Source organism: Citrobacter sp. Cs237 (assembly GCF_030332325.1).
In the GTDB taxonomy this organism is placed as follows: domain Bacteria; phylum Pseudomonadota; class Gammaproteobacteria; order Enterobacterales; family Enterobacteriaceae; genus Citrobacter_A; species Citrobacter_A sedlakii.
On record NZ_JAOWIB010000093.1, the window covers coordinates 26639 to 48782 of the forward strand.

The following is a 22144-nucleotide window of genomic DNA, read 5'->3' on the forward strand; positions in this document are numbered from 1 at the left end:
CAGTGAGGATCGTCTGGTCCTCACTGACATGTCACGCCACCGCGCACCATCCGTAGCAAATGCTGTTCCGGCCAGTGTTCAGCTAATCTCTTTTTCTTCAGCAGCCACGTCACGTATTCGACGTCATGTTTATGCCTGTCGAGCATCAACCCGACTACGCTGCCGCTGTGTGCGACGTTCACGCCATACAAATCACACTCTTCCATGAGCGACAATAGCGCGTCAAAGTCGGGCTTCGGCAGCAGCGCCTGGCTGGCGATGGCGCTCAACGTTGCCGCTTCGCCCATCCGGTACGGATTTTGCTCCGCGCAGGCTTGCTGAACCTTCTCCCAGGCTCTTTTCAACGCTGGCGCGCCAGCGTCCAGCCCCGCCTGACGTGGGATACGGTGATAATCCGCCGTGCGCAGCGTCTGCGGACTTTCCAGTACAAGGAGGTCCAGTTCCGGTTGGCATTCACAACCGATGCGCACTGACGCATCGTTATGATCAAACAGGGTTAACTGGTGAAAAACGGTACTGTCGGTGGGTTCCAGCGACACGCAAAGCTGCGCAAGGGTGGTCTCGTCCAGTGCGCGCCCCAGATAGCGCGCAGTCGCTACGGCAGTGGCGGCGATGTCTGCTGTACTGCTTGCCATCCCCTTGGCGATGGGGATCGTGGAATGAATATCAATGCGAATGTCCTGACTGAGTTCGTCCGGGTATTGCCAGTGCGCAAGCAGGGTATTCACCATGGCCCGTGACAGAGGGCGCTCATCCGCCAGCGGCGAACCGGCGCTGATTTCAACGGTGCTGTACCAGTCAACAGGGCAGGAGACCAGTTTCTCGCTGCCCATAATCCAGCCCTGAATGAGTTCTCCGCACGAAGCGGGGCATTGCGCAACAGCCACATTTTCACCTTTCTGCTCTGTCATCCCCGGCGCATAGTGTCATGGCGATTGCGCTATTACCATGATTTACCGCAATGTGCGCGGCGCGCCTCAGGCGGAAACCGCCAGCGTGGACGTTTCGGCGAGGGCAATCCGCATGACGTCCTGCGCTATCATCAACTCTTCGTTGGTATTGATGACCGCGACCTTTACCAGCGCATTTTCAGCCTGAATGAATGTGGCGTTGCGCTGGTTTTTCTCCTCATCAATATTCAGACCGAGGAAGTGAAGGTTGTGACAAATCGCCGCCCTGGCGCGCGCCGAGTTTTCGCCAATACCGCCGGTAAACACCAGCGCATCCAGACCGCCCATCTGCATAATATAGCTGCCGATGGTCGCACGAATACGTTCGGCGAATAACGTGAGCGCCAGTGCCGCCCGTTGATTTCCGCTGTCGGCGGCTTGCTCAACGTCGCGGTAATCGTGGGATACACCGGAAACGCCAAGCAGGCCGGATTCATTATTCAGCAACTGGTTAAGCTGCTGCGGCGTTTTGCCTTCCCGCTGGGCTATCCAGGGCAAAATGGACGGATCAATATCGCCGCTGCGGGTTCCCATCATCACACCGGACTGCGGGGTAAAGCCCATCGACGTATTGACCGACTTACCGCCTTTAATGGCGCAGAGGCTGCTGCCGTTGCCAAGATGACAACACACCACCCGCAGGGCGCTGAGCGGCACGCCGAGTTTCTCAGCCAGCGCGGCGCTGACATACTTGTGGCTGGTCCCGTGAAAGCCGTAGCGGCGGATACCAAACTCTTCATAGTAGCGCCACGGAAGCGGATAAATATAAGCGGATTCGTCCAGCGTTTGATGAAAGGCGGTATCAAAAACGGCTACCGCAGGTACGTTCGGTAGCAACTGGCGAAACACATTAATACCCAGCACATTGACCGGATTGTGCAGCGGCGCCAGTTCAGCCAGTCGTTCAATTTCCGCGATGGAATCATCCGTGATCCGCACGGCGTCTTTAAAGGCTTCACCGCCGTGCGCCACGCGATGGCCTACGCCATCGATATCCTCAATGCTGCGGATCACGGCGTGGCTGATTAACATTTCCAGTAACAGGGTCACCGCGTCGCGGTGGTCAGCCACCGGCGCGGTCTGCTGCCATTTTTGCTCATTCGCCTTCAGCGTGATCCGGGCATCAGGCATACCAATGCGTTCAATTAATCCCTGACACAACAGGTCGCCCTGCGGCATATCCAGCAACTGGAATTTGAGCGACGAACTTCCCGCGTTAATCGCCATTATTTTGTGAGACATGAAGGTTCCTTTTGATTCAGAAAGGCAAACAGTTCATCAAGTCCGCTGTTGTTTACGGCACTGGTGACAAATACCTCTTGCGCGCCCGCCAGCGTCAGCCACTGCGTGACGCGGGTGATGCGCTGCGGGTTAGCTAAATCGGCTTTAGTGAGAATGCCGATCACCGGGCGGTTCATCGGCCCGGTAAATCCGGGCGAGAAGGGTGACCATCCCGCATCGCTGTTCAGCACCAGGGCGATGACGTCAGCCTCGCAGGCGCTGGCCAGCAGTGCGCTGTACAGACAGCGGTTTTCCAGGTATTCCCCGGGCGTGTCGATGGTCTCTGCGGACCAGACAATAGCCTGGGTTTTCTGGTACTGAAGCGCTTCCCCTCGTAACGCCTGGGTGAGGGATGTTTTCCCGCACTGACTCGGGCCGATTAACATCATGCGTTTCATAACGTCAGGTCCGGGTGATCGGGCAGGCCGTGAAGCGCATCAGTTCGCCGAGGGTGCGCGTCACCTGTTTCAGCGCATATTCAACCGCTGAAACGTCGCCGGTTATCACGACTGCCCCGGTAAAGCGGTCAAGAAAACCAATCTCCACCGCCCCGGATTTGGTGGCGATATCGCAGGCGATAATGGATGCTTCGCTGGGTGTTATCGTGAGAATCCCGATGGCGGAAACGCCATCCTGCAATCCCAGCTTTTTAAACAGATCTTTGCCAGGGTTTGCAATCAAATGCGCCAGCGTGACCTGTTTACCCGGCACGTACTCCTGGATCATGCGTTCTGTGGTCGGCTGTCTTTCCATCATCCCTCCACCATCTGACGCCACATGGCTTCATGCGGCCGCGGGATAACCGAGCGGTAAACCAGCAGTCCTTTTTCCCCCGCGCTTTCGCTGGCTACCGTCACCGCGTTGTTCACATCAGAAACGTCGCCCGCCACCACCATGTAACATTTACCGCCGATGCCGAACGCCATATGGACGCGAACCAGCGTCACGTTTGAGGCTTTCACCGCGCGGTCGGCGGCGCTGATGCAGGCCGCGACGCTCCAGGTTTCGACAATGCCGACAGCCTGACGACGATCGACGCTGTTGAGGCCGCTAATGGCAGGCAGTACGCTGGCATGAATGTTTGGCAACACCAGGCTGTCTACCAGCATTTCGCCTGCGAGCGATGTCCCGGTTTCGATAGCCTGCTGTACCGCTCCAACATCGCCACCGAGCATCAGCAGAAATTTACCGGGACAAATCGTTTTGCTGACCAGCAGATCCACGCTGGCGCTTTTCAGCATTGCGTCGCCGGTTTCCATTCCTTTGGCAATGCTGGTGAGTTCTAAAATACCTATGGCCTGAGACATGGTTAACCTCTTACAACGATGATGGCCTGCTCTGTGATTTCAGAGACAATACCGTCCATACTGGCGTGAATGGGGGCGCCTGGCGCGCCTTGCGGAACATCGGCAACGCACTGGCCGCGCGTTACGCGTTCGCCTTTTTGCACGCAAGGCACCGCGCTGGCGCCAATATGCTGACGGAGCAAAAGCGTGGTTTTTTCTGTGACCGGTTCGTCTTCACGTAGCGGCGCTTCCCGATACCAGGGCGTCAGCCCGAGTTTGGCGATGAGGCGTTTCACCGGCACCAGGCGATACTTCGCCATTTCATCCGCCGGATTAAGCGGACCTTCATACCGCTGGTTTTGCGCGCGCAGTTCGCGCTTGAGCATCCGGTTAATGCGCATCGGTGAAATGCCAACCGGACAGGCCACGCTTTCGCAGACGTTACATTCCGAGCAGGTCAGGGCGCTGAGCAGTAACTGCGGCGTCGCCGCCTGGTGAAAATTCACGGCGCGCACCAGCAGATGTGGAGACAGTTCATGACCAATGAGGTGTCTCGGACAGAGATCGGTGCATAAGCGACACTGTTCGCACACGGTTCTCGCTACCGACAAGACGGTGCGCTCGTCCTGCATACGACGCTGAATCAGCGGATGGGTTTTCGGCAAAACCAGCAGGCCGCCAGTGGTTTTGGTTACCGGCGTGTCCAGCGAGGTCAGCAGGCCGCCCATCATCGGCCCGCCATTAATAAAACCCGGGTCGTCAATTGTGGCGCCGCCCGCCAGCGCCAGTACGTCGCGCAGCGACATGCCGATGGGGACGGTCAGCGTTTGCGGATGGGCCACTGCGCCGTTAACGGTGAGCGTGCGGCGCGTCACCGGGTACTGCTGTTCTACCGCACGGGCAATATTCAACACGGTCTGAACGTTATTAACCACCACCCCGACGCTGACGGGCAGCGCCGCCGGAGGCACGCGTCGACCCGTCGCCATCCAGATGGTCAGCACCTCATCCCCTGCCGGATAAACGTCCGGCAATATGTGTAAACGCATCGCCGGAGGTAAAAGCGGGCGTAGCGCCGCAATAGCAGGCTGGTACTTCTCTTTCAGGGCGATAATTCCTTCCCGCGCGCCCGTCGCTTTCATCGCGTACTGCACCCCGCGCACCAGACGAGCCGCCTGCTGCGCCATTAACTGCTGGTCAACTTTCAGCATCGGTTCGCATTCCGCGGCGTTCACCAGGAAAATTTCTACCTGCGCCTGAAGTTTAACGTGCGTTGGAAAGCCCGCGCCGCCTGCGCCAACGATTCCCGCTGCGCGCACGCGTTCGCGAACAGTATGCGCATCCACTTCATTCATGTCGGCCATCTGCGCGGTGTTCATAGCATCTCCTCAAGCAGTGCCTGAATGGCGCGGGCATCGGCTGCTTTCGGGTTTGTTTTCAGCGTGACGTCTGCCAGTGCGGCCTGCACCATTGCCGGGATCCGCCGGGCCCAGTTCTGTTTCTCTTCTTTCAGCGCATCGGCGAGAGAAGGGATCGCGCACGCTTTTTTTAACTGCTCAATGTGCTGCGCCAGCGCATTGATGCAGGCGGTGTCATTGGCGCTGTCCGGACAGAGATGGCAGGCTCTGGCAAAGCGCGCGTAGCGTTTCGCCGCCCGCGGATCGTGGGCGTTAAACCGGATGACCGCGGTAAGCAGGAGCGCATTCGCTAATCCATGCGGCAGGTGGAACTGCCCGCCCAACTGATGTGCGATGGCGTGGTTAAGGCCCAGTCCCGCCTGGCTAAAGGCCATGCCGGCAAGCGTTGAGGCGTTATGCATTTTGCCGCGCGTGGCAAGGCAGTCCCCTTTACGCACCGCGACCGGCAGATACTGGAAAACGCTCTGCGCCGCTTTTTCGGCCAGCGCATCGGTGAAGTCGCTGGCACGCGTTGAAACATAGGCTTCCAGCGCGTGGGTCAGGACATCCATGCCGGTATTGGCGGTAATTGCTGGCGGTACGCTGACCACCAGTACCGGGTCGAGGATCGCCATATCCGGATAGAGCGCATTGTCAAACAGCGGATACTTAATGCCCTTGTCCGGATCGCCGATCACGCAGGCGCTGGTCACTTCCGAACCGGTGCCGCTGGTGGTCGGGATCGCCACGCAGGTTTCTATTTCGATGTCGAACTGACGGCTGAACCAGACAATGGCCTTGGCAGCATCCAGCGCCGAGCCGCCGCCGAAACCAATCACAATGTCTGGACGCAACGACTGCATATGGGCGATGCCTTGCGCCACGGTGGCGATGGTGGGATCGGGAGTGATCTCACTGAACACGCTAATACGGTTGCTCGCCGGTATCGCGTCGCGCAGAGCTTCAATCAGCGGCGAACGCGCCAGAAAACCGTCACAGATAATCCAGATGTGCTTATGGGTAAATCGACCGAGCACCTTCAGGCTTCCCGGCCCGCTGTATAAACGCGTTTGCAGCGAAAAGGTTTTCATCACCACCTCATTAGCGGATTGAGAAGCCATTGGTGAGTACGCACCGACGAGAACGAGCGAAGGTGCGCGCCGAAGTCGTGCCTTCGCCGGTTGGCGTGGCAATCGTGAAGGTGGTGAACCCTTCGCCACCGACGCCAATCCCCGCGTAGGACGGGCCATTTTTCACGAAAATGGAGGTCTGCAGCGTCCGCGCGGCGAGATTCAACCGCGACACGTTTTGCGAGTGCATAATGGCGGTATGGTGCAGTCCTTCTTCCACTTTCAGAGCCAGCGATAATGCGGCGTCAAAATCCTTAACCTTTACGATCGGCAGCATCGGCATCAATTGTTCGCAGGTGACCCAACTGTCATCCGCGCTAACGACGCCTGTCAGCAGGCGCGGCGCTTTAGCCGGAACGGCGATACCGGCGGCTTCCAGCATCGCCGACGGGCTCTTGCCGACCAGTTTTTTATTGGCGACGCCTTCCGGCAGGCAGACCGCGCGCAGTTTTTCGATTTCTGACGGACTGAGCAGCAGCGCGCCAAAGCTCTGCATCTGCTGAATAAGCTGTTCAGCGACCGACTCAACCACGATCAGGCTTTTCTCGGCAATGCAGGGAAGGTTGTAGTCAAACGAGGCGCCGTTGATGATATCTTCCGCGGCTTTAACAATATCCGCGGTTTCATCCACGATGCACGGCGGGTTGCCCGCACCGGCGCCGATGACTTTTTTCCCGCTCTTCATGCCCATTGCCACAATGCCCGGACCGCCGGTGATCGCCAGGACGGCGATCTTAGGGTGCGCCATCATTTGCTGAGTGGCTTCAAAGGTCGGTTCGGCAACGGTAACCACCAGGTTGCGAATGCCGCAGCTGCGAAACACGATCTCTTCAATCATGGCGATCAGCTTCAACGATACGGTTTTTGCGCCGGGATGTGGGCTGAAGTAAACGCTGTTGCCCGCCGCCAGCATACTGATGCTGTTGTTGATAATGGTTTCGGTTGGATTCGTGCTTGGGGCGACGGAACCGATCACGCCAAATGGCGAGTATTCGAACAGCACCATGCCGCCGTCGCCAGTGAGCGCGGTGGTGGTGAGATCTTCGATCCCCGGCGTATTTTCCAGCGCCGCTTTGTTTTTAAGGAATTTATCTTCTTTATTACCCATCCCCGTCTCTGCGGCGCTTTCTGCCGCCAGGTCCGCAAGATGCGGCGTAAGCTCTTCCCGTATCGCGCTGATAATGGCGCTGCGCGTTTTCAGCGGAGACTGCTGATAACGTAAAAAAGCCTGGTGGGCGGCGTCGATGGCTTCACCCACGGACTGAAAAATACCGTTGCCCTTTATGTCGGTTTTCGCAGGCGTCAGTTGTTCAGTCAAAATGGTCCGGATGAGGGTTTCCAGTTCAGAAGTATTCATTGATGTGTTCTCACGTTAATTGCCGCAATTGCAGCCTGTGCAATGTCCATGTCCTGTTCAACGCTGCCACCGCTGATCCCAAGACCCCCAATAAGTTTTCCGTCACGCCATAGCGGAAAACCGCCGCCAAAGGTGACCACTTTTCCCTGCATATGCGTTTCCAGTCCGTAAAGCGGCGCGCCGGGCTGGACTGCGGCGGCAAGCGCGTGCGTTGCGCTTTTCATCGCGACCGCTGTCCAGGCCTTTTTCGGCGCCAGCTCACTGCTCACCAGCAATGCATCCGGCATCCGCCACGTCACGGTTTCGGTCCCGTTGGCATCGACTATGCTAATCACCACCGGGACGTTGATTTCTTCTGCCCGCGCCACGGCGGCGCGGGTTAACTGATGAAGATCGCCAAATGAAAGCGACATAACATGTTCCTTTTGGGCAGGCGGCTGAGCCGACGCCAGATAGCGCTTCGTCACCTCCTGGATAATTTTTGTCTGATGCGCGTCGTGATCTTCGGCGCGGGCCAGCGCGTATAAACAATCCGACAGGCGATTGATGTAGCGCATCAGCACGTGCCTGACGGTGAATGCTGCGGAAAGCTCAACCAGACGACGTTCCGCCCGGCGCGCCAGCGTGCGCGCGAAGTGAAGTCGGCTGGCGGCTTCGCAACGGCCGGGCAAAATAAAACTGCGCAGCGGCGCGACACGTCCCATCGCGGTGTCGATGGCGGCTTCCAGCGCGACGATTTCTTCCGTGCTGATGTAGCGCTGCTGCGCTGGCGGTTCATCACTTTCGCTCGCCAGCTCCGCGCTGAACCAGAATATTTGTTGCTGGATTGCCTCCAGCAGGGCGCGGTGCTGTACGCTCTGGCTGGCGCAAATGCACAGGCTGAGCGCGGCGTTAAGCTCGTCTAAGGTGCCGTATGCCTCCACGCGCGGGTGTGTTTTACTGACACGTTGCCCGGTAAACAGCGCGGTAGTGCCTGCGTCGCCAGTACGGGTATAAATCGCCATGCCGTCTCCTTAACGCGAAAGCGTGTCGACAATGCCGACGACGGCGAGGTCAATGGCCTCGTTCGGGCCGGAAAAAACATGTCTGGCGCTGGAACCGCTGCTCAGCAGCACCAGTTCGCCAACCCCTGCGCCAACGGAGTCAACGGCAACTTCATCTCCCGCCGTTGGATTCGCAGGCAGTTCGCCGTCGGCGCTTACCCGGCGCACCAGCAGAAGTTTTTTCCCGACCAGGGAAGGCGATTTTTGCGTGGATACCACCGCGCCTGTTACGCGTGCCAGATGCATGGTTCACTCCTGCTTAATGAATTGGATGTTGCGAGAGCTCGCGGCATCGCGAGCCAGCGCGGTGACAACACATTTTCGACACAGCACGAATACGCCACCGGAGAAGCGGACGACATCGGCATAGCTGACCAGCCGGGTCGGATGCAGCACGATGCGCACACCTTGCTCGTCACAGAACGTCAGCGGTAATCGGGCGAGTTTTTTCACCGGCAGGGCAGGCAATAGCGCCCGGCGTAGCGAGAGTCGCACCTGCAGACCAAACGCCAGCGCGTCGTGAAGGATGACGGCTGCGCTATCCGTTGCGTCGTTTTCGGCAATCTTCTCCAGCAGGGGCAGGTCGACCTGCAAAACGTGCAGAGAGGAATACCGGGAAAACAGCATTCGGGAAGGCGTTTCCCGCAGTTGCGCGACGCTCAACGTCAGCGTGCTTTCGGCACGACGCTGCAGGCGGGTGACCACCTCCTCGACGATTCGCTGCAACAGCTCGCCGTTCATCGCGGCGTAACCAGCGTGGCGAACGCGTTGGGGCTGTCGGCCCCGGCGGCGTTGGCTTCGTCGGTATCGATATGCATTTCCAGACGCATATCGGGCGACACGCGAATCGCGACGTTATCGAAAATGAGCCGACGCTCACTGCCTTCGATCGCCACGCAGACGTTGTCGCCATGCGCGACGCGCAGGATCAGCGCATCCAGCGGCGACATGTGAATATGACGCTGGGCGACAATAACGCCGGCAGCGAGCTCAATCTCGGCGAAGGGGCTCACAAGGCGGATACCCGGAGTGCCGTTGAGGTTTCCGGACATCCGCAGTGGTGCGGCGATCCCCAGCGTTCTTGCGTCTGTTCGCGATATTTCAACCTGACTGGTGCGGCGAAGTGGTCCCAGCAGACGCACATTCTTAATCTGACCTTTGGGACCCACCAGCGTGACGGTCTGTTCAGCGGCGTACTGCCCCGGTTGCAGCAGCGCTTTCTTCTCGCTTATCGGCTGTCCCGGAAAAAGACGGGCATAGTCTTCGGCGCTCAGATGAATATGACGATTAGACACACCCAACGGAATTGGGCGCTCCCGCATCTCATCCAGCACTTTGCTGACCGTCGTCTCCAGAAGGTGTTTATCCATTACGCTTAACCTCGTTTACCTGAATGCAGGCAGAGCGACCGGGGTTCGCCTTTCTGACGCGGACAGGCCGGGTCGAGGCACAAATTGCAACTGATGATTCCGTCGTCAGGTGCGGTTACCGGTGCAGACTCTTCTGCAACAACGTCAGTTTCGGGTTCCTCGATGATCGCTGGCGCGGGGGCAGGTGCGGCTACCGTCGCACGGGCAAGAATGCCCTCGCCAGGTCTGGCGATAACTTTGCGCGCCACCAGACCATCGCGCTGTTCGGCAAAGCTGGCACCGGTGATAATGGCGGACTGAACCGAGGCCACATCACCGGTGATTTTGATCACCGTCCAGCCTGAACCGTTGGTTTTCTCAAGGCCAACCAGCGTGATGGAAGCGGCTTTCGCCATGACATCCGCGCAACTGATGGCTAATGCCAGACCACTAACTTCAAGTAATCCCAGTGATTGCTTCACGCTGTGCTCCTTTTCGGCAGTGCTTAGGCAGACTTCGGTAAAATGGCCTCAACGTCGCTGTGCGGACGCGGGATAACGTGGCAGGATTTGACCTCGCCGACGGCGCTTGCTGCTGCGCTGCCTGCGTCAACCGCCGCTTTAACCGCGCCAACGTCGCCGCGCACCATGACAGTCACGAGGCCGGAGCCGATTTTCTCGTAGCCGACCAGTTGTACGTTGGCGGATTTCACCATCGCATCTGCGGCTTCAATGGCGCCGACCAACCCTTTTGTTTCAACCAGCCCTAATGCGTTATTCATACTGCGATTCTCCTGTGGATTAAGCATTGAGATCCCGGAAAGGGATCCCTTTGACTAACCTTGCCGCGTTGTTTCCAGTACTTCGCCGGTCAAGGCTGTTTTGGCGATACGTCAGCGTAAACAGCGGCGCTGAAGTGGGTAAATTCTTGTAATGCACCACCAGTTTTTCCCGGTCGCAGGCGATGCCGACGAGCAGTGGCGACAGGCGTGCCGCCTGCCAGGCGCTGTGGACGACGTCTCCGACACTCTGGGGCTGAATGACAAACGGAATGCCTTCTTCTTCAATACCGAGCAGCACCTCTTGCCAGACGGTAAGACAGTCGCCGATGGGGGCGATCACAATGGCTGGCGTGCTGATGTTACTGTCCACGGGGGAACTCCTTATGCCAGGAAAGGATCAGGCCCGTGGCGACGGCATTTCGCGGACCTTCAGTTCCGCGAATGTTGCCGCGCCCGGCGACTAACCGGTAATGCGCCAGCGCATCAGTTACCAGTTGCGGTACCTCGAAATCCAGAGACGATCCGCCCACCAGCACCACAAATGGAATATCGCGAATGTTGCCGGTAGGGCTGACCTGACGCAGCGCGCGAAGGGCATTGGTGACAAAAACACGCTCTTTAGCGCTGCGGCGAATCGCACGCACTTTTTCCAGGGCCAGTTCACCCGGCAGCGGCACCAGTTCGTCGGGTTTGACAACGCAAACGCGGGCAAACACGGCTGGAGGGAGCGGGGAAGGGAAGAACTGGACGCTGCCATCTTCGTGACGCAGATGGAACAGGCTTTCCACTTTCGCCAGCGGATATTTTTTGATCTCTTCCGCCAGGTAACGGTCTTCGAGTCCAAGCTCTCTGGCAATGATCATCGTCACCATATCGCCTGCGCCGGCGAGGTGGGTGGCGATAATTTCCCCTTTCGGATTAATGATCGAAGCGTCGGTAGATCCCGCGCCTAAATCGAGAATGGCCAGCGGACGAGTGGTGCCTGGCGTGGTTAACGCGCCAAGAATGGCGGCTTCGGCTTCTGCGCCGCCAACCTGCACGTCAACGTTCAGCTTTCCTTTGATCTCCCGGGCGATCATCGCCATTTGCAGACGGTCGGATTTCACCATAGAGGCAATGCCAACGGCCTGTTCCAGCGAAAACTCGCCGGCCAGTCCGCCCGTGACGCTAACCGGCACGGAGGTGTCGACGGCGAGCAAATCCTGAATGAAAATTTCGTTGCTGGGTTTGTTGGTCAGTTCCGCCATGGTCTGGCGAACGTGTTCAAGCATACCGCCAATATTGGTGCCAGCTTCACCGGTGACGTTATCCAGTTTCGGGCAGTCGCCAACCGCTTTCATAATGGCGTCAGCCCCTGCGGCGACGTCAACGCGCACTGTACGGCCTTGCGCATGCAGCTCAATATTCCCGGCGGGAATGGCGCGTGCCTTCACGTCTCCCGAGGGGGTTTTAACGACGACGGCGGAGCGGTTGCCAATCAGGGCGCGCGCCATCGGTACAATGTTTTTAGTTTCGTCCGCGTTCAGGTTGAAGACGGTGGCAATGCCGTACGGGTTAGACAGGGTTTCGATGACTTTGCCCGGTACGGCGACTTCGATAGCCGCCAGCATGCCGAGTGGAATTCGGTCGATGTACAGCACTTCGTCAACGATAGGCAGCGGTTTTTCCAGTCGGTTACTGACCAGTACGCCATCATCCTGCTGTAAAATGACGCCGGTTAACTGATAGCCCGCGCGAACAGCGGCGTTGATCATGGTGGCGACATCGGCGAAGTCGAATGCCGACGATACCACCAGAATGTAAGGTGCATCTGCCGCGCGTGTCAGAAGCTCTTCCGGCGTGATAGTCATACCCACCCCCAGACCAACGCCGCCTGGCGTCTTGGGGTTATGACCGATCATAGTGGACTCGGTGATGATGGTTTCCGTAATGGTTTCCATCGCCACATCGCCAATCACCGGCGTGGCTTCGTTTATGCGAATGAGCGAAATATCGCTGACAGTGATGCCGGCGTTTTTGGCCGCAAGCGTAAGCGCCTCCTGAATGCCAAACACATTACGTAATGTGCCTTTTATTCCGGTGGTTTCCGCCAGCGCGCTGCCGGTAATGGTCAGCGTGCCAGTATCATCGAGGGTCGCCAGAGCGACTTCTGTTGATGAGTTGCCGATATCAATGCCAGCTATATATCGCATCGCGTTTCCTTAACGTTAATCGTCGCCTTTCAGTTTTTTACGCTCGACGTAGAGCGTCGCGGCCTCGCGCACAAAGGCGGCGCAGATCTTCGCCTGATAGCGGTTTTCGAGATCGTCCGCGATGGCCATCAGCTCATCTTTCGTTGAGCGGTAAGGACGCAGTGCGTTGTAAATCTCAAGAATGCGATCGTCAGGTACGGCGGTCAGTTCAGCAGCGCGTTCAAAGTTCATCGCCAGGCGGTCGCGTCCGGCATCCCGGGCGATAGCGGCCTGAATACGCAGCGTTTCCGGTGTAATACGCATATCCTGGGCGGTGACTTTATTGCTGAGCACGTTTTCCAGGGTGAAATCATCCAGCGTTTTATTGGTGGCCGTTTTCACCCATTCCGGATGTTTGTTCGCCAGCGGGTAATCGGTCACTTTAACGGTCTGAGTTGAACGGCTTACCGCCGCAGCCGCCGGGGCAGGCGCGTCGCCCTGCAGGCTGTTCATGCGGCTCAACACGTCCCGAACCATCGATTCAATTGCATCGGTATTCATAAAGGGATCCTTATTAAAGCGCCACGCGCAGTTCCTGCGGGTTTTTGCCTGTTACGACGTACTTCGTCTCTTTAATATGCAGAATGGCCGACTTCGCCTGATACTTCGGACGCGCCATCTGGTCGTTCAGCGTCGGCACCGGTTGCGGCGATTCACGCTTGGCATAGCGCGCGGCGTTTTTACCGATCTGCCGGTAGGTCGCCAGCGTCAACAGCGGCGCCTGCGGGAACAGCTCCAGGTTAGAAAGCGGCGGCAACCCCTGCTGGTGGATCACGGTGGTGCCTTTCGACTGAATGCCGATAGAGATACCGGAGCCACTCAGTCGGTTGCCTTCGACCGCGACAAACGCCACGTCGGAGGATTTAAAGCAGCGAATCACGCGCGCTTTGATGCCTTCTTCTTCAATGCCGGCAATCACTTCGCGCAGGATGCTCTTATGCGGCAAGCCAACAATGTTGACTGTCTGAGAGAGACCGAACGCCGGACCGACCGCAATGACCACTTCGTCCTGTTGCGTGCCCTGTTTCGCCTCGCCGATTTCGGTCAGAAAGCTGTCTCCTGTTGGAGCGGCAGAAGCGGCAGCGCTACCCGGCGCGCGAAAGGAGACCGGCTTATCGCTGGTCTGCATTTCAGACAGCACGTCTTCGATAATCTGGCGCAGCAGTTTTTCATTGATTTCCATTGTTCACCCCTTAGCCAAGCTCGTTGGGATCAAGTGCGCCAGGGATGTTTTTAATCTCTTCCCAGCGTTCGCCCTGCAGGCGATAACCTGTTGCCGGACCGGCATAATCGTTGACGTCATTGACCGCAGAGAGCACTTGTCCGTCGCCGACGATGATGGCGGAGGTGTGCAGATAGTCCCCGGTTAACTTCGCTTTCTGGATGTTAAGCATGTCCTGCGCCACGTCGGTAAAGCCGCCCTGAGCCAGCGCTTTTACGACTTCCAGACCATTTCGGTTCTTATTGATGATCTCCTGAGCGAACTTAATGTCTTCAACGATGTTACGTTCCGGCATATCCTTCGAGCCGTGCGCGTAGGTGGCGGCTTCCACTTCTTCATCGGTGATCGGCGGCAGGCCCATCCCGGCGAATACTGCCTGCAGCGCGCGTGCCGCTTTGTTACGAATGGCGATAACGTCTTCTTCGCGGACCGGACGCAGACCGCCGTCGACCTTCAGGTCACGTTGAATAACGTTGTAGTCATCGAAGTCCTCTGCGTCTTCGTTGGAGCCGGCAAACATGTTGTCGTAGTTCGGCACCGCGGAATAACCGGACGAGATAAAGTCCGTTCCCGGCAGAAACTGCATCAGCAGGCGGGCGGTCCGGCGCATATCGGAGTGGGTAAAGGTCTGGTCATTACTGGAGGCGCATTCCAGATCCAGTGACGAACAGATCAGGTTTTCAGCCAGTACCGCACGGATCCCGGAAGGAACGGCGGAAGGAACGCCGATGCAGCTCACCGAACCGTTTTGCAGTCCCTGAACGCCAGCCGCTTTGGTGATGTAAATGCAGCGCGCTTCGAGATAAAGCATGGATTTCCCTTCCGCGTAGCCCATCTGCACTTCTGAGCCGGAACCGGAGGTGAAGCGCATTTTCAGTCCGCGAGAGGCATAAGAGGACGCGAGAAACCCTTTCGACCACGGCGTATCGTCACCGTCGGTAAATACCGGTTCGGTACCATAAACAGAGATGGTTTCGGCGTAGCAGGTGTGGCCCAGCATACCGAGCTTTAACTCTGTGGCTTCTTCCAGTGAACACTGGGTGAGAACCCCAGGACGCCCCACCTGCGAACCCACGAGCAGAGCGATAGCGTTGAACGGCGCATAGCGCGCGACGGCAACGGTGGTTTCCTGTTCGTCAAAACCGCGCCATGCCCCTTCGGCGGCGTCAGCGGCGATCTGTACCGGGTTATCTTTAACGTTGGTGACGTGGGCCTGCTGTGACGGCGTGCGACGGGCGCGCATTTTCTGCATTGCCATCATCATCTCAACCACGTTCATGTGGGAGACCACTTCGACAATTTTCGCCGGGGTCATTGCGGTGGTGAGCGGCACAATATCGCTGCGCTTCACGTTTGGATCGCACAGCATATTGGCGAGCTTGACGGAGTCCATCGCCATCACCTCTTCCGCGCGCGCCAGGTTAATGCCGTAGCGGGCAATGAAGTGGTCGATCAGGTCAAACTCGCTGACGGATTTGCCATCCAGTTCGGTTACCGCGCCGTTAACGATTTTAATCGAGGGTTTCGGATCGTTCGGGCTTTCCATCGCAATGAAGCCTTCTTCGATCCACTCCTTAACGAACCCGTCCTGGTTAACAGGGCGTTTCGCCAGTGCTTCAAATCTTTTCGATCTCATGAATGAGCCTCACGGATATCAGATATAGGACGGGCGATCGTTTTTCGGTTCGCTACCGAGTGTCGCCAGCACGGTTTTGCCGATTTCACGCGCGGAGATAACCGCCTGACGCACCGCGCCGGAGTCGCCGGAAATCACCAGAATCGCTTCGTTACTGAAGCTGGTGCCATGCGCTGGCGAGCTGTACGCGACAACGTCGACATTGGCGGATTTCAGGGCGGTATCCGCCATCAGCACGCCGACCGATGCCGGCGCGCCGACAATCACGCCGCAGGCGCGGCCAACAGGAGCGCCGAAGGCTTTTTCCAGCGCATAGCTGGCGCGGGCGGTATACTGAAGCTCGATGTGCCCGGCCTCGTTGCCATAGACATCGCCAAAAGTGCGGTCGAGTTCTTTTAATGCGACTTCGATCCCCCGCTTGACGTCAGAAACGTCATTCCCGCCCAAAATGATCAGCGAACCGTGACCGGCGCCGCCTTTGGTGTCGCGCGGCAGTTCAATGCTGACCACTTCGGTGTTGGTGGCTTTTACCGCTTCGTCTGCCGCCATAATGTGCGGACCCGCGCCGGTACGCGCCCCCAGAATGCCGATGGAGCGATAGCGCTTTTCAAGCTTCATTGCTTCAAGTAGAGCGCTGTCGACGTTAGCGATAACCAGACCGACGGTGTCGCCAATCGCGGTGCCTACAAATTCCGTTAAACTGCAGCTTTTCTCTGCCATAGCCGTCTCTCGTTTTGGATGGGGTGTATCAGGGGTACCCGTTTGCGCAGGCGTCGCCACACGGGCGATTACCTGTGCCATGATCTGTTCAACCAGTTCATTGCTGCTCATGGGTTAATTCCCTTCGGTAAGATTTTTTCAACATCGGTATGCGGGCGCGGAATCACGTGTACGGCTTTCACTTCTCCCACGTTGCCTGCCGCGGCAGCACCGGCATCGGTCGCCGCTTTTACGGCGCCGACGTCACCGCGAACGATGACGGTTACCAGGCCTGAGCCAATTTTTTCGTAGCCGACCAGCATGACATTGGCCGATTTCACCATGGCGTCTGCGGCCTCTATGGCGGCAGTCAAGCCTTTGGTTTCTACCATTCCTAATGCTTCTTGTTGCATAAAGACCTCGCGTGGGTTGTCCCGATATTCATGACTATAAAAAGAAGCGAGGAAAAAGAATGGCTGACTTGACAGTATGCGTGGAAAAATAGTTGGCGCTGAATGTGATTAATTTGGTGTGAATTGTTTTATGTGACTGTTTTTAAAGGGTGTTGATATTTTTATGAATAGTAAAAATTGGTTTTTGTGATTCCATTTTTACATTTTCAGGCGTGACATAAATAATTTATTTTGTTATGGGCGGGAAAGGGAAGTGTGACCTTTATAGAAAAAAGGAAACCTGCAAATAACGAATTTTTATTATCTTTAAGTTTGCGGTTTAAATGCCTGACTGCGTGGTTAATGCCTGTTTGTGAATAATGCAATGGCAAAAATTTGTTATCTCAACACGATTTTTCAGAGCCCCGGCAGGTTCAGTTTGCCAACAATTTTCAGCCAGCCGTTTTTATAGTAAGTGTCGTTGTACTCTACGGCCAGCAAGGGTCCGCTGGTCAGACACGAACGCTTCTAAGAAGGTGTCACAATGAATGATTCACTGAAAGCGCAATGTATTGCCGAGTTTTTGGGCACCGGGCTGTTTCTGTTTTTTGGCATCGGCTGTCTTAGCGCTCTGAAAGTCGCTGGCGCCAGCCTCGGTCTCTGGGAAATTTGCATCATTTGGGGTCTGGGTATTTCCCTGGCGGTGTACCTGACAGCGGGGATCTCCGGGGCGCATCTCAACCCGGCGATTACCGTCGCGCTCTGGCTTTTTGCCTGTTTTCCGGGGCGCAAAGTGTTGCCTTACACCGTTGCCCAGGTGGCAGGGGCGTTTGGCGGCGCAGTATTGGCCTATCTGCTGTATGGCAGTTTGTTCACCGAGTATGAAACCGCCCACAACATGGTGCGCGGTAGCGTCGACAGTCTGTACCTGGCCAGTATTTTCAGTACTTATCCGGCGGCTGCGCTGAACGTGTGGCAGGCGGCTGGCGTCGAAGTGGTTATCACCTCGATTCTGATGGGACTGATTATGGCGTTGACGGACGACGGCAACGGTGTGCCAAAAGGGCCGTTGGCGCCGCTGCTTATTGGGATCCTGGTTGCCGTTATCGGCGCGTCCACCGGGCCGCTGACTGGCTTTGCGATGAATCCAGCCCGTGATTTTGGCCCTAAGCTGTTCACCTGGATGGCTGGCTGGGGGGATATTGCGATGACCGGCGGGCGGGATATTCCTTACTTTATTGTGCCGATTATTGCACCGGTGATTGGCGCATGCGGCGGCGCAGCCATTTATCGCTTTTTCATTGGCAAAAATTTGCCCTGCAATGCCTGTAAAATTGAGGAAACGAACGCCTCTTCCTGAGCAACAAGGTTATTATCACGAAATCAATAACGATTTCGTGATCTGCTTTCCCGAACTGACTAAAAAGTCTCCCCAGCCCGGGAGACTTTTGTTATTGTCATTTGGCTTTCAGTCATTAACTAAGGACAGCCGATGACAAAAAGTAAATGTAAAAAATATGTTTTAATTATAACAATGGATTAACTGAGGGATTTTATCATGATTTCTGCGAGTACCCTGAACTCAGAACTCATTAATAAAATCGCACAGGATTTTGCGCAAGCCACAAGCCTGGCCGTTGTGGTTGTCAATATTCACGGTGATGAGATTTCTGAGCTATTTAATTTCACGCCTTTTTGTCAGCTGATGCGTCAACATCCTCAGCACAGCACCCGCTGCCGGATGAGCGATCGCTGCGGAGGGCTGGAAGCCTCGAAATCGGATCAGCCCTGTATCTACCGTTGCCATGCCGGGTTAACCGATTTTTCTATCCCCCTGGTTATCGCCGGGCATCTGGTTGGGTTCGTATTGTGTGGTCAGGTGCGTCTGCGTAACGATGAGGGGGTTGATTTGGTCGATATTCTCAACGTTGACGACCGCTGGCAGGCCGACCCGGAACTGCTCAATGAATTTCGCAACGTCCCGGAAATGGACTACTCGCGAGTGATGGCATCTGCGGATTTGTTGAAGCTAATTGTCGAAAACTGCCTGAAAAAACAGCTGAATTTTGTGGTAATCAAAGACAGCGAACAGAGCGCGGAACCGTCGCGTCCGGCGCGTGCGCCCAGTCCGCATGACAGCAAAATGAAAAAAGCGCTGCGCTATATTGATGCCCATTTGTCCGACGATTTACGCCTTGAAGACGTGGCATCACACGTCTACCTCAGCCCGTACTATTTCAGCAAGTTGTTCAAAAAATATCAGGGGATCGGCTTTAACGCATGGGTGAATCAACAGCGTATGGCCAGCGCGCGGGAACTGCTTTGCCACAGTGACTGGAGCATTGCCAGTATTGCCCGCAATTTAGGTTTTTCTCAAACCAGTTATTTCTGCAAAGTATTTCGTCAGACTTATCAGGTGACGCCGCAGGCATATCGGCAGCAGGCCGCAGAAAATCTACCGGTAGAATCGGCGTAAATAGCAATATTTTGCTATTGCCGATTTTTGATATTTCCCGTGAACGAGCCATTATTCGCGGTTTATTTTATTTGGCGCAGCAATAAATTGTCATAGCGCAATAAAATATCAAAATTTGCAGCGTAAACTTCGCCAGTTTTTATTTTTGTGATGAGATACAGTTTCATTGTGAAGGGTTTTCATTATTCTTCTGCGTGTCTTTTCAGAAAGAAGCGTGTTAATCCGGCATTGTTTTGCCGTTGAGGGTTGCAATACCCGCGCGAAAAAGAATGCGTTAAAAAAGAGTTTAGGATGATGAGCAGATGCCAGTCTGTTCATCATTGAAGCCGACAGGTTAGACATATTTGTGTCAGGGAAGGGGGTGAAAATCCCCCGCAGCCCCCGCTGCTGTGATGCTGACGACCCCGTAAAGACCACTGATCGCAAGATTGGGAAGGACGGGAGAGGATGACGCTAAGCCAGAAGACCTGCCTGTCGGATACATTCAACAACTTCGGTGGGAAGTGGGTTGCTTTAAAACAGACAGTCGAAAGACTGGATGTCAGTACATCCCTACCACCCTGAACAGGATCAGGGTCATGGCGGCACAGCAGTATGCGTTTGTTCTGGCAGGTACCGGGAGTGGCTGTGGAAAAACCACAGTTACGTTGGGTCTGCTTAGCGCGCTAAAACAACGAGGGCTTCGCGTCCAGCCCTGTAAAGTCGGCCCTGACTACCTGGATACCGCCTGGCATACGGCGGTCTGCGGTACACCTTCCCGTAATCTCGACAGCTTTATGCTTCCCGAACCCGTCCTCAATGCGCTGTTTTGCGAGCAGATGCAGGAGGCGGATATCGCCGTTATCGAAGGCGTGATGGGACTCTACGACGGATACGGCACCGATCCCGGCTATTGCAGTACCGCGGCGATGGCGAAACAACTTGGGTGTCCGGTGATCCTGCTGGTGGATGGCAAGGCCGTTTCGACCTCCATTGCCGCGACGGTAATGGGATTTCAGCAATTCGACCCGACGCTTAACCTCGCGGGCGTGATGGTGAATCGCGTCAACAGCGAAGCGCATTTTCACTTGCTTAAAACGGCGATTGAGCGCTATTGCGCAGTGCCCGTGCTGGGTTATGTGCCGCACGTTGAGGGCGTGACGCTGCCGGAGCGCCATCTTGGACTGGTGACTGCCCGCGAGTCGGTGGTGACACAGCAACCCTGGCTGGATTTTGCCGCTACGCTGGAGCAGACGCTCAATATCGACCACCTTTTAGCGATAAGCGAAATAGCAACCTTACCACAGGGCGCATGGCCGGAATTGCCCGCACAGGACGCCGGAAAGGGACTCACGCTGGCGATGGCCGACGACGAAGCGTTTAATTTTTACTATCCCGATAACGTGACGTTGCTGGAGCGTACCGGCGTGAAGATCGTCCGCTTCAGCCCGCTGCATGACCGGGTTTTACCCGACTGTCAGATGGTCTGGCTGGGTGGCGGTTATCCTGAACTGCATGCCAGCGCGCTGGCGGCTAACGGCACGATGCTGGCGAGTCTGCGCGATGCGCACCAGCGTGGCGTCGCCATTTATGCCGAGTGCGGCGGGTTAATGTACCTCGGTACGCAACTGGAGGACGCCGGTGGATTCGTGCATTACATGGCGGATATCCTTCCCGGTTACAGCAAAATGGGGGAACGGTTGACCCGCTTTGGCTACTGCGAAGCGCAGGCGCTGCAGCCAACCCTGCTGGCGGCGGAAGGCGAAATCCTGCGCGGCCATGAATTTCACTACTCCGATTTTTTCCCGCAAATTTCTGCCGTGATGGCCTGTCGCAAGGTGCGCGACGGTAAAACGCTGCAGCAGTGGTCCGGCGGCTGGCAGGCAGGTAATACTTTCGCCAGTTATCTGCATGTCCATTTTGCCCAACGTCCGCTCATGCTGACCCGCTGGCTGCAGGCGGCGAGGGAGGCGTTATGACACTGCTTGCGTGGTGTGTCGCCTGGCTCCTCGACGTTATGATTGGCGACCCGCAGCACTGGCCGCACCCGGTGCGCTGGATAGGCAACCTGATTACCGTCGTACAGCGGACGGTTCGTCGTCATTGCCACAGCGAGCGTGCGCTGCGCATCGGTGGCGGCGTGATGTGGCTGGTGGTGGTGGGGGTGACGTGGGCAGTGGCCTGGGGCGCGTTGACCGCCGCCCGGCTGATCCATCCGTGGCTGGGCGGGTTGGTGGAGGTGTGGATGATTTTCACCGTGCTGGCCGGTCGCTGTCTGGCCAATGCCGCCAGAGACGTGGAGCGCCCGCTGCGCGCGGGGGATCTCGCCGCCAGCCGGGAGAAATTGTCGTGGATTGTCGGTCGTGACACCTCGCAGCTGGCTCCACAACAAATAAACCGGGCGGTGGTGGAAACCGTCGCAGAAAATACCGTCGACGGCATTATTGCGCCGCTGTTCTTTCTTATGCTGGGCGGCGCGCCGCTGGCGATGGCCTATAAAGCGGTCAACACCCTGGACTCGATGGTGGGCTACAAGCACGAAAAGTACCGGGCGCTCGGCATGGTCAGCGCCCGTCTTGATGACCTCGCAAACTTTCTTCCCGCCCGGTTGAGCTGGCTGCTGCTGAGCGCCGCGGCATTTTTGTGCCGCAACGACGGCGCGCGCGCCCTGCGTATTGGCTGGCGCGATCGCTATAACCACAGCAGCCCCAACTGCGCATGGGCGGAAGCGCCCGTGGCCGGCGCGCTGGGTATTCGCCTCGGCGGTCCAAATGACTATTTTGGCGAGCGCGTTGAAAAGCCGTGGATTGGCGACGCGCAGCGCGAGATTACCGTAAATGACATTCCCCAAACGATTCGACTGATGTGGGTTGCGTCCACGCTGGCCCTGGCGCTGTTTATGTTGACGCGCTGGCTGGTGGTTGGCATGGCCTGA

25 protein-coding genes and 1 riboswitch are annotated in these 22144 nt (G+C 56.8%); of the genes, 4 read left to right on the forward strand and 21 right to left on the reverse strand.

The genetic code is table 11. The features are described from left to right. Window positions 1-20: 20 nt before the first annotated feature. From OGY07_RS04395 to pduA, 21 genes are all read right to left on the reverse strand, one after another. The gene (locus tag OGY07_RS04395) at window positions 21-887 is read right to left on the reverse strand and encodes a GHMP family kinase ATP-binding protein (protein ID WP_060570668.1); all 867 of its coding nucleotides are present in this window, start codon (window positions 885-887) and stop codon (window positions 21-23) included. 90 nt (window positions 888-977) lie between these two features. Continuing rightward, complete coding sequence (locus tag OGY07_RS04400) at window positions 978-2192, reverse strand: acetate/propionate family kinase (RefSeq protein WP_286598946.1); 1215 nt, start codon at window positions 2190-2192, stop codon at window positions 978-980. Next, window positions 2177-2629, reverse strand: a complete 453-nt coding sequence (pduV, locus tag OGY07_RS04405) for a propanediol utilization protein PduV (RefSeq protein ID WP_286598948.1) — start codon at window positions 2627-2629, stop codon at window positions 2177-2179. The genes OGY07_RS04400 and pduV overlap by 16 nt, the downstream gene beginning before the upstream one ends. A gap of 4 nt (window positions 2630-2633) precedes the next feature. Next, a complete protein-coding gene (pduU, locus tag OGY07_RS04410; protein WP_042284206.1) occupies window positions 2634-2984 on the reverse strand; it encodes a propanediol utilization microcompartment protein PduU in 351 nt (116 codons plus the stop codon). Continuing rightward, complete coding sequence (gene pduT, locus OGY07_RS04415) at window positions 2984-3538, reverse strand: propanediol utilization microcompartment protein PduT (protein ID WP_042284204.1); 555 nt, start codon at window positions 3536-3538, stop codon at window positions 2984-2986. Before pduT ends, pduU begins: the two co-directional genes overlap by 1 nt. A 2-nt stretch (window positions 3539-3540) precedes the next feature. Further along, the gene (locus tag OGY07_RS04420; protein ID WP_286598951.1) at window positions 3541-4896 is read right to left on the reverse strand and encodes a 4Fe-4S dicluster domain-containing protein; all 1356 of its coding nucleotides are present in this window, start codon (window positions 4894-4896) and stop codon (window positions 3541-3543) included. Then, window positions 4893-6005: a 1-propanol dehydrogenase PduQ gene (locus tag OGY07_RS04425; protein WP_286598952.1), complete on the reverse strand. Its 1113-nt coding sequence runs from the start codon at window positions 6003-6005 to the stop codon at window positions 4893-4895. Before OGY07_RS04425 ends, OGY07_RS04420 begins: the two co-directional genes overlap by 4 nt. A 10-nt stretch (window positions 6006-6015) precedes the next feature. Further along, entirely contained in the window at window positions 6016-7401 is a 1386-nt protein-coding gene (gene pduP / locus OGY07_RS04430) for a CoA-acylating propionaldehyde dehydrogenase PduP (protein ID WP_181822972.1), read from the reverse strand. Continuing rightward, window positions 7398-8405 (reverse strand): two-domain cob(I)yrinic acid a,c-diamide adenosyltransferase PduO, encoded by a 1008-nt coding sequence (gene pduO / locus OGY07_RS04435; protein WP_286598953.1) that lies wholly within the window; start codon window positions 8403-8405, stop codon window positions 7398-7400. The genes pduP and pduO overlap by 4 nt, the downstream gene beginning before the upstream one ends. Window positions 8406-8414: 9 nt before the next feature. Next, a complete protein-coding gene (gene pduN / locus OGY07_RS04440) occupies window positions 8415-8690 on the reverse strand; it encodes a propanediol utilization microcompartment protein PduN (protein ID WP_012906340.1) in 276 nt (91 codons plus the stop codon). Between the two features lie 3 nt (window positions 8691-8693). Then, window positions 8694-9185: a microcompartment protein PduM gene (gene pduM, locus OGY07_RS04445; RefSeq protein WP_286598956.1), complete on the reverse strand. Its 492-nt coding sequence runs from the start codon at window positions 9183-9185 to the stop codon at window positions 8694-8696. Then, entirely contained in the window at window positions 9182-9814 is a 633-nt protein-coding gene (locus tag OGY07_RS04450; RefSeq protein WP_042284183.1) for a phosphate propanoyltransferase, read from the reverse strand. The genes pduM and OGY07_RS04450 overlap by 4 nt, the downstream gene beginning before the upstream one ends. A gap of 5 nt (window positions 9815-9819) precedes the next feature. Then, entirely contained in the window at window positions 9820-10275 is a 456-nt protein-coding gene (locus OGY07_RS04455) for a BMC domain-containing protein (protein WP_286598959.1), read from the reverse strand. Between the two features lie 23 nt (window positions 10276-10298). After that, window positions 10299-10574, reverse strand: a complete 276-nt coding sequence (pduJ, locus tag OGY07_RS04460) for a propanediol utilization microcompartment protein PduJ (protein WP_004853788.1) — start codon at window positions 10572-10574, stop codon at window positions 10299-10301. A 19-nt stretch (window positions 10575-10593) separates the two neighbouring features. Further along, window positions 10594-10944, reverse strand: a complete 351-nt coding sequence (locus OGY07_RS04465) for a glycerol dehydratase reactivase beta/small subunit family protein (protein ID WP_042284173.1) — start codon at window positions 10942-10944, stop codon at window positions 10594-10596. Then, window positions 10934-12766, reverse strand: a complete 1833-nt coding sequence (locus OGY07_RS04470; RefSeq protein ID WP_286598963.1) for a diol dehydratase reactivase subunit alpha — start codon at window positions 12764-12766, stop codon at window positions 10934-10936. The genes OGY07_RS04465 and OGY07_RS04470 overlap by 11 nt, the downstream gene beginning before the upstream one ends. Window positions 12767-12781: 15 nt before the next feature. Continuing rightward, window positions 12782-13306 (reverse strand): propanediol dehydratase small subunit PduE, encoded by a 525-nt coding sequence (gene pduE / locus OGY07_RS04475; RefSeq protein ID WP_286598965.1) that lies wholly within the window; start codon window positions 13304-13306, stop codon window positions 12782-12784. A gap of 13 nt (window positions 13307-13319) precedes the next feature. Next, a complete protein-coding gene (gene pduD, locus OGY07_RS04480) occupies window positions 13320-13988 on the reverse strand; it encodes a propanediol dehydratase medium subunit PduD (RefSeq protein ID WP_042284166.1) in 669 nt (222 codons plus the stop codon). 10 nt (window positions 13989-13998) lie between these two features. Continuing rightward, complete coding sequence (gene pduC / locus OGY07_RS04485; RefSeq protein WP_181822979.1) at window positions 13999-15663, reverse strand: propanediol dehydratase large subunit PduC; 1665 nt, start codon at window positions 15661-15663, stop codon at window positions 13999-14001. Between the two features lie 18 nt (window positions 15664-15681). Beyond that, window positions 15682-16494: a propanediol utilization microcompartment protein PduB gene (gene pduB, locus OGY07_RS04490; protein ID WP_042284162.1), complete on the reverse strand. Its 813-nt coding sequence runs from the start codon at window positions 16492-16494 to the stop codon at window positions 15682-15684. Then, window positions 16491-16775, reverse strand: a complete 285-nt coding sequence (pduA, locus tag OGY07_RS04495; protein ID WP_042284159.1) for a propanediol utilization microcompartment protein PduA — start codon at window positions 16773-16775, stop codon at window positions 16491-16493. Before pduA ends, pduB begins: the two co-directional genes overlap by 4 nt. 523 nt (window positions 16776-17298) lie before the next feature. Here pduA and pduF point away from each other — a divergent pair. The 4 genes from pduF (at window position 17299) to cbiB (ending at window position 22144) form a co-directional block, all read left to right on the forward strand. Then, window positions 17299-18114, forward strand: a complete 816-nt coding sequence (gene pduF / locus OGY07_RS04500) for a propanediol diffusion facilitator PduF (protein WP_060570649.1) — start codon at window positions 17299-17301, stop codon at window positions 18112-18114. Between the two features lie 198 nt (window positions 18115-18312). Beyond that, complete coding sequence (gene pocR / locus OGY07_RS04505; RefSeq protein ID WP_042284155.1) at window positions 18313-19230, forward strand: transcriptional regulator PocR; 918 nt, start codon at window positions 18313-18315, stop codon at window positions 19228-19230. Between the two features lie 314 nt (window positions 19231-19544). Further along, a riboswitch (cobalamin riboswitch) is annotated at window positions 19545-19719 on the forward strand. 89 nt (window positions 19720-19808) lie between these two features. Continuing rightward, a complete protein-coding gene (locus OGY07_RS04510; RefSeq protein ID WP_286598969.1) occupies window positions 19809-21188 on the forward strand; it encodes a cobyrinic acid a,c-diamide synthase CobB in 1380 nt (459 codons plus the stop codon). Beyond that, entirely contained in the window at window positions 21185-22144 is a 960-nt protein-coding gene (gene cbiB, locus OGY07_RS04515) for an adenosylcobinamide-phosphate synthase CbiB (protein WP_286598970.1), read from the forward strand. The genes OGY07_RS04510 and cbiB overlap by 4 nt, the downstream gene beginning before the upstream one ends.

Coding starts and splice junctions, on each gene's coding strand:
- OGY07_RS04400 (WP_286598946.1), bottom strand. CDS start 2,192: ATGTCTCACAAAATAATGGCGATTAACGCGGGAAGTTCGTCGCTCAAA.
- pduV (WP_286598948.1), bottom strand. CDS start 2,629: ATGAAACGCATGATGTTAATCGGCCCGAGTCAGTGCGGGAAAACATCC.
- pduU (WP_042284206.1), bottom strand. CDS start 2,984: ATGGAAAGACAGCCGACCACAGAACGCATGATCCAGGAGTACGTGCCG.
- pduT (WP_042284204.1), bottom strand. CDS start 3,538: ATGTCTCAGGCCATAGGTATTTTAGAACTCACCAGCATTGCCAAAGGA.
- OGY07_RS04420 (WP_286598951.1), bottom strand. CDS start 4,896: ATGAACACCGCGCAGATGGCCGACATGAATGAAGTGGATGCGCATACT.
- OGY07_RS04425 (WP_286598952.1), bottom strand. CDS start 6,005: ATGAAAACCTTTTCGCTGCAAACGCGTTTATACAGCGGGCCGGGAAGC.
- pduP (WP_181822972.1), bottom strand. CDS start 7,401: ATGAATACTTCTGAACTGGAAACCCTCATCCGGACCATTTTGACTGAA.
- pduO (WP_286598953.1), bottom strand. CDS start 8,405: ATGGCGATTTATACCCGTACTGGCGACGCAGGCACTACCGCGCTGTTT.
- pduN (WP_012906340.1), bottom strand. CDS start 8,690: ATGCATCTGGCACGCGTAACAGGCGCGGTGGTATCCACGCAAAAATCG.
- pduM (WP_286598956.1), bottom strand. CDS start 9,185: ATGAACGGCGAGCTGTTGCAGCGAATCGTCGAGGAGGTGGTCACCCGC.
- OGY07_RS04450 (WP_042284183.1), bottom strand. CDS start 9,814: ATGGATAAACACCTTCTGGAGACGACGGTCAGCAAAGTGCTGGATGAG.
- pduJ (WP_004853788.1), bottom strand. CDS start 10,574: ATGAATAACGCATTAGGGCTGGTTGAAACAAAAGGGTTGGTCGGCGCC.
- OGY07_RS04470 (WP_286598963.1), bottom strand. CDS start 12,766: ATGCGATATATAGCTGGCATTGATATCGGCAACTCATCAACAGAAGTC.
- pduE (WP_286598965.1), bottom strand. CDS start 13,306: ATGAATACCGATGCAATTGAATCGATGGTTCGGGACGTGTTGAGCCGC.
- pduD (WP_042284166.1), bottom strand. CDS start 13,988: ATGGAAATCAATGAAAAACTGCTGCGCCAGATTATCGAAGACGTGCTG.
- pduC (WP_181822979.1), bottom strand. CDS start 15,663: ATGAGATCGAAAAGATTTGAAGCACTGGCGAAACGCCCTGTTAACCAG.
- pduB (WP_042284162.1), bottom strand. CDS start 16,494: ATGAGCAGCAATGAACTGGTTGAACAGATCATGGCACAGGTAATCGCC.
- pduA (WP_042284159.1), bottom strand. CDS start 16,775: ATGCAACAAGAAGCATTAGGAATGGTAGAAACCAAAGGCTTGACTGCC.
- pduF (WP_060570649.1), top strand. CDS start 17,299: ATGAATGATTCACTGAAAGCGCAATGTATTGCCGAGTTTTTGGGCACC.
- pocR (WP_042284155.1), top strand. CDS start 18,313: ATGATTTCTGCGAGTACCCTGAACTCAGAACTCATTAATAAAATCGCA.
- OGY07_RS04510 (WP_286598969.1), top strand. CDS start 19,809: ATGGCGGCACAGCAGTATGCGTTTGTTCTGGCAGGTACCGGGAGTGGC.
- cbiB (WP_286598970.1), top strand. CDS start 21,185: ATGACACTGCTTGCGTGGTGTGTCGCCTGGCTCCTCGACGTTATGATT.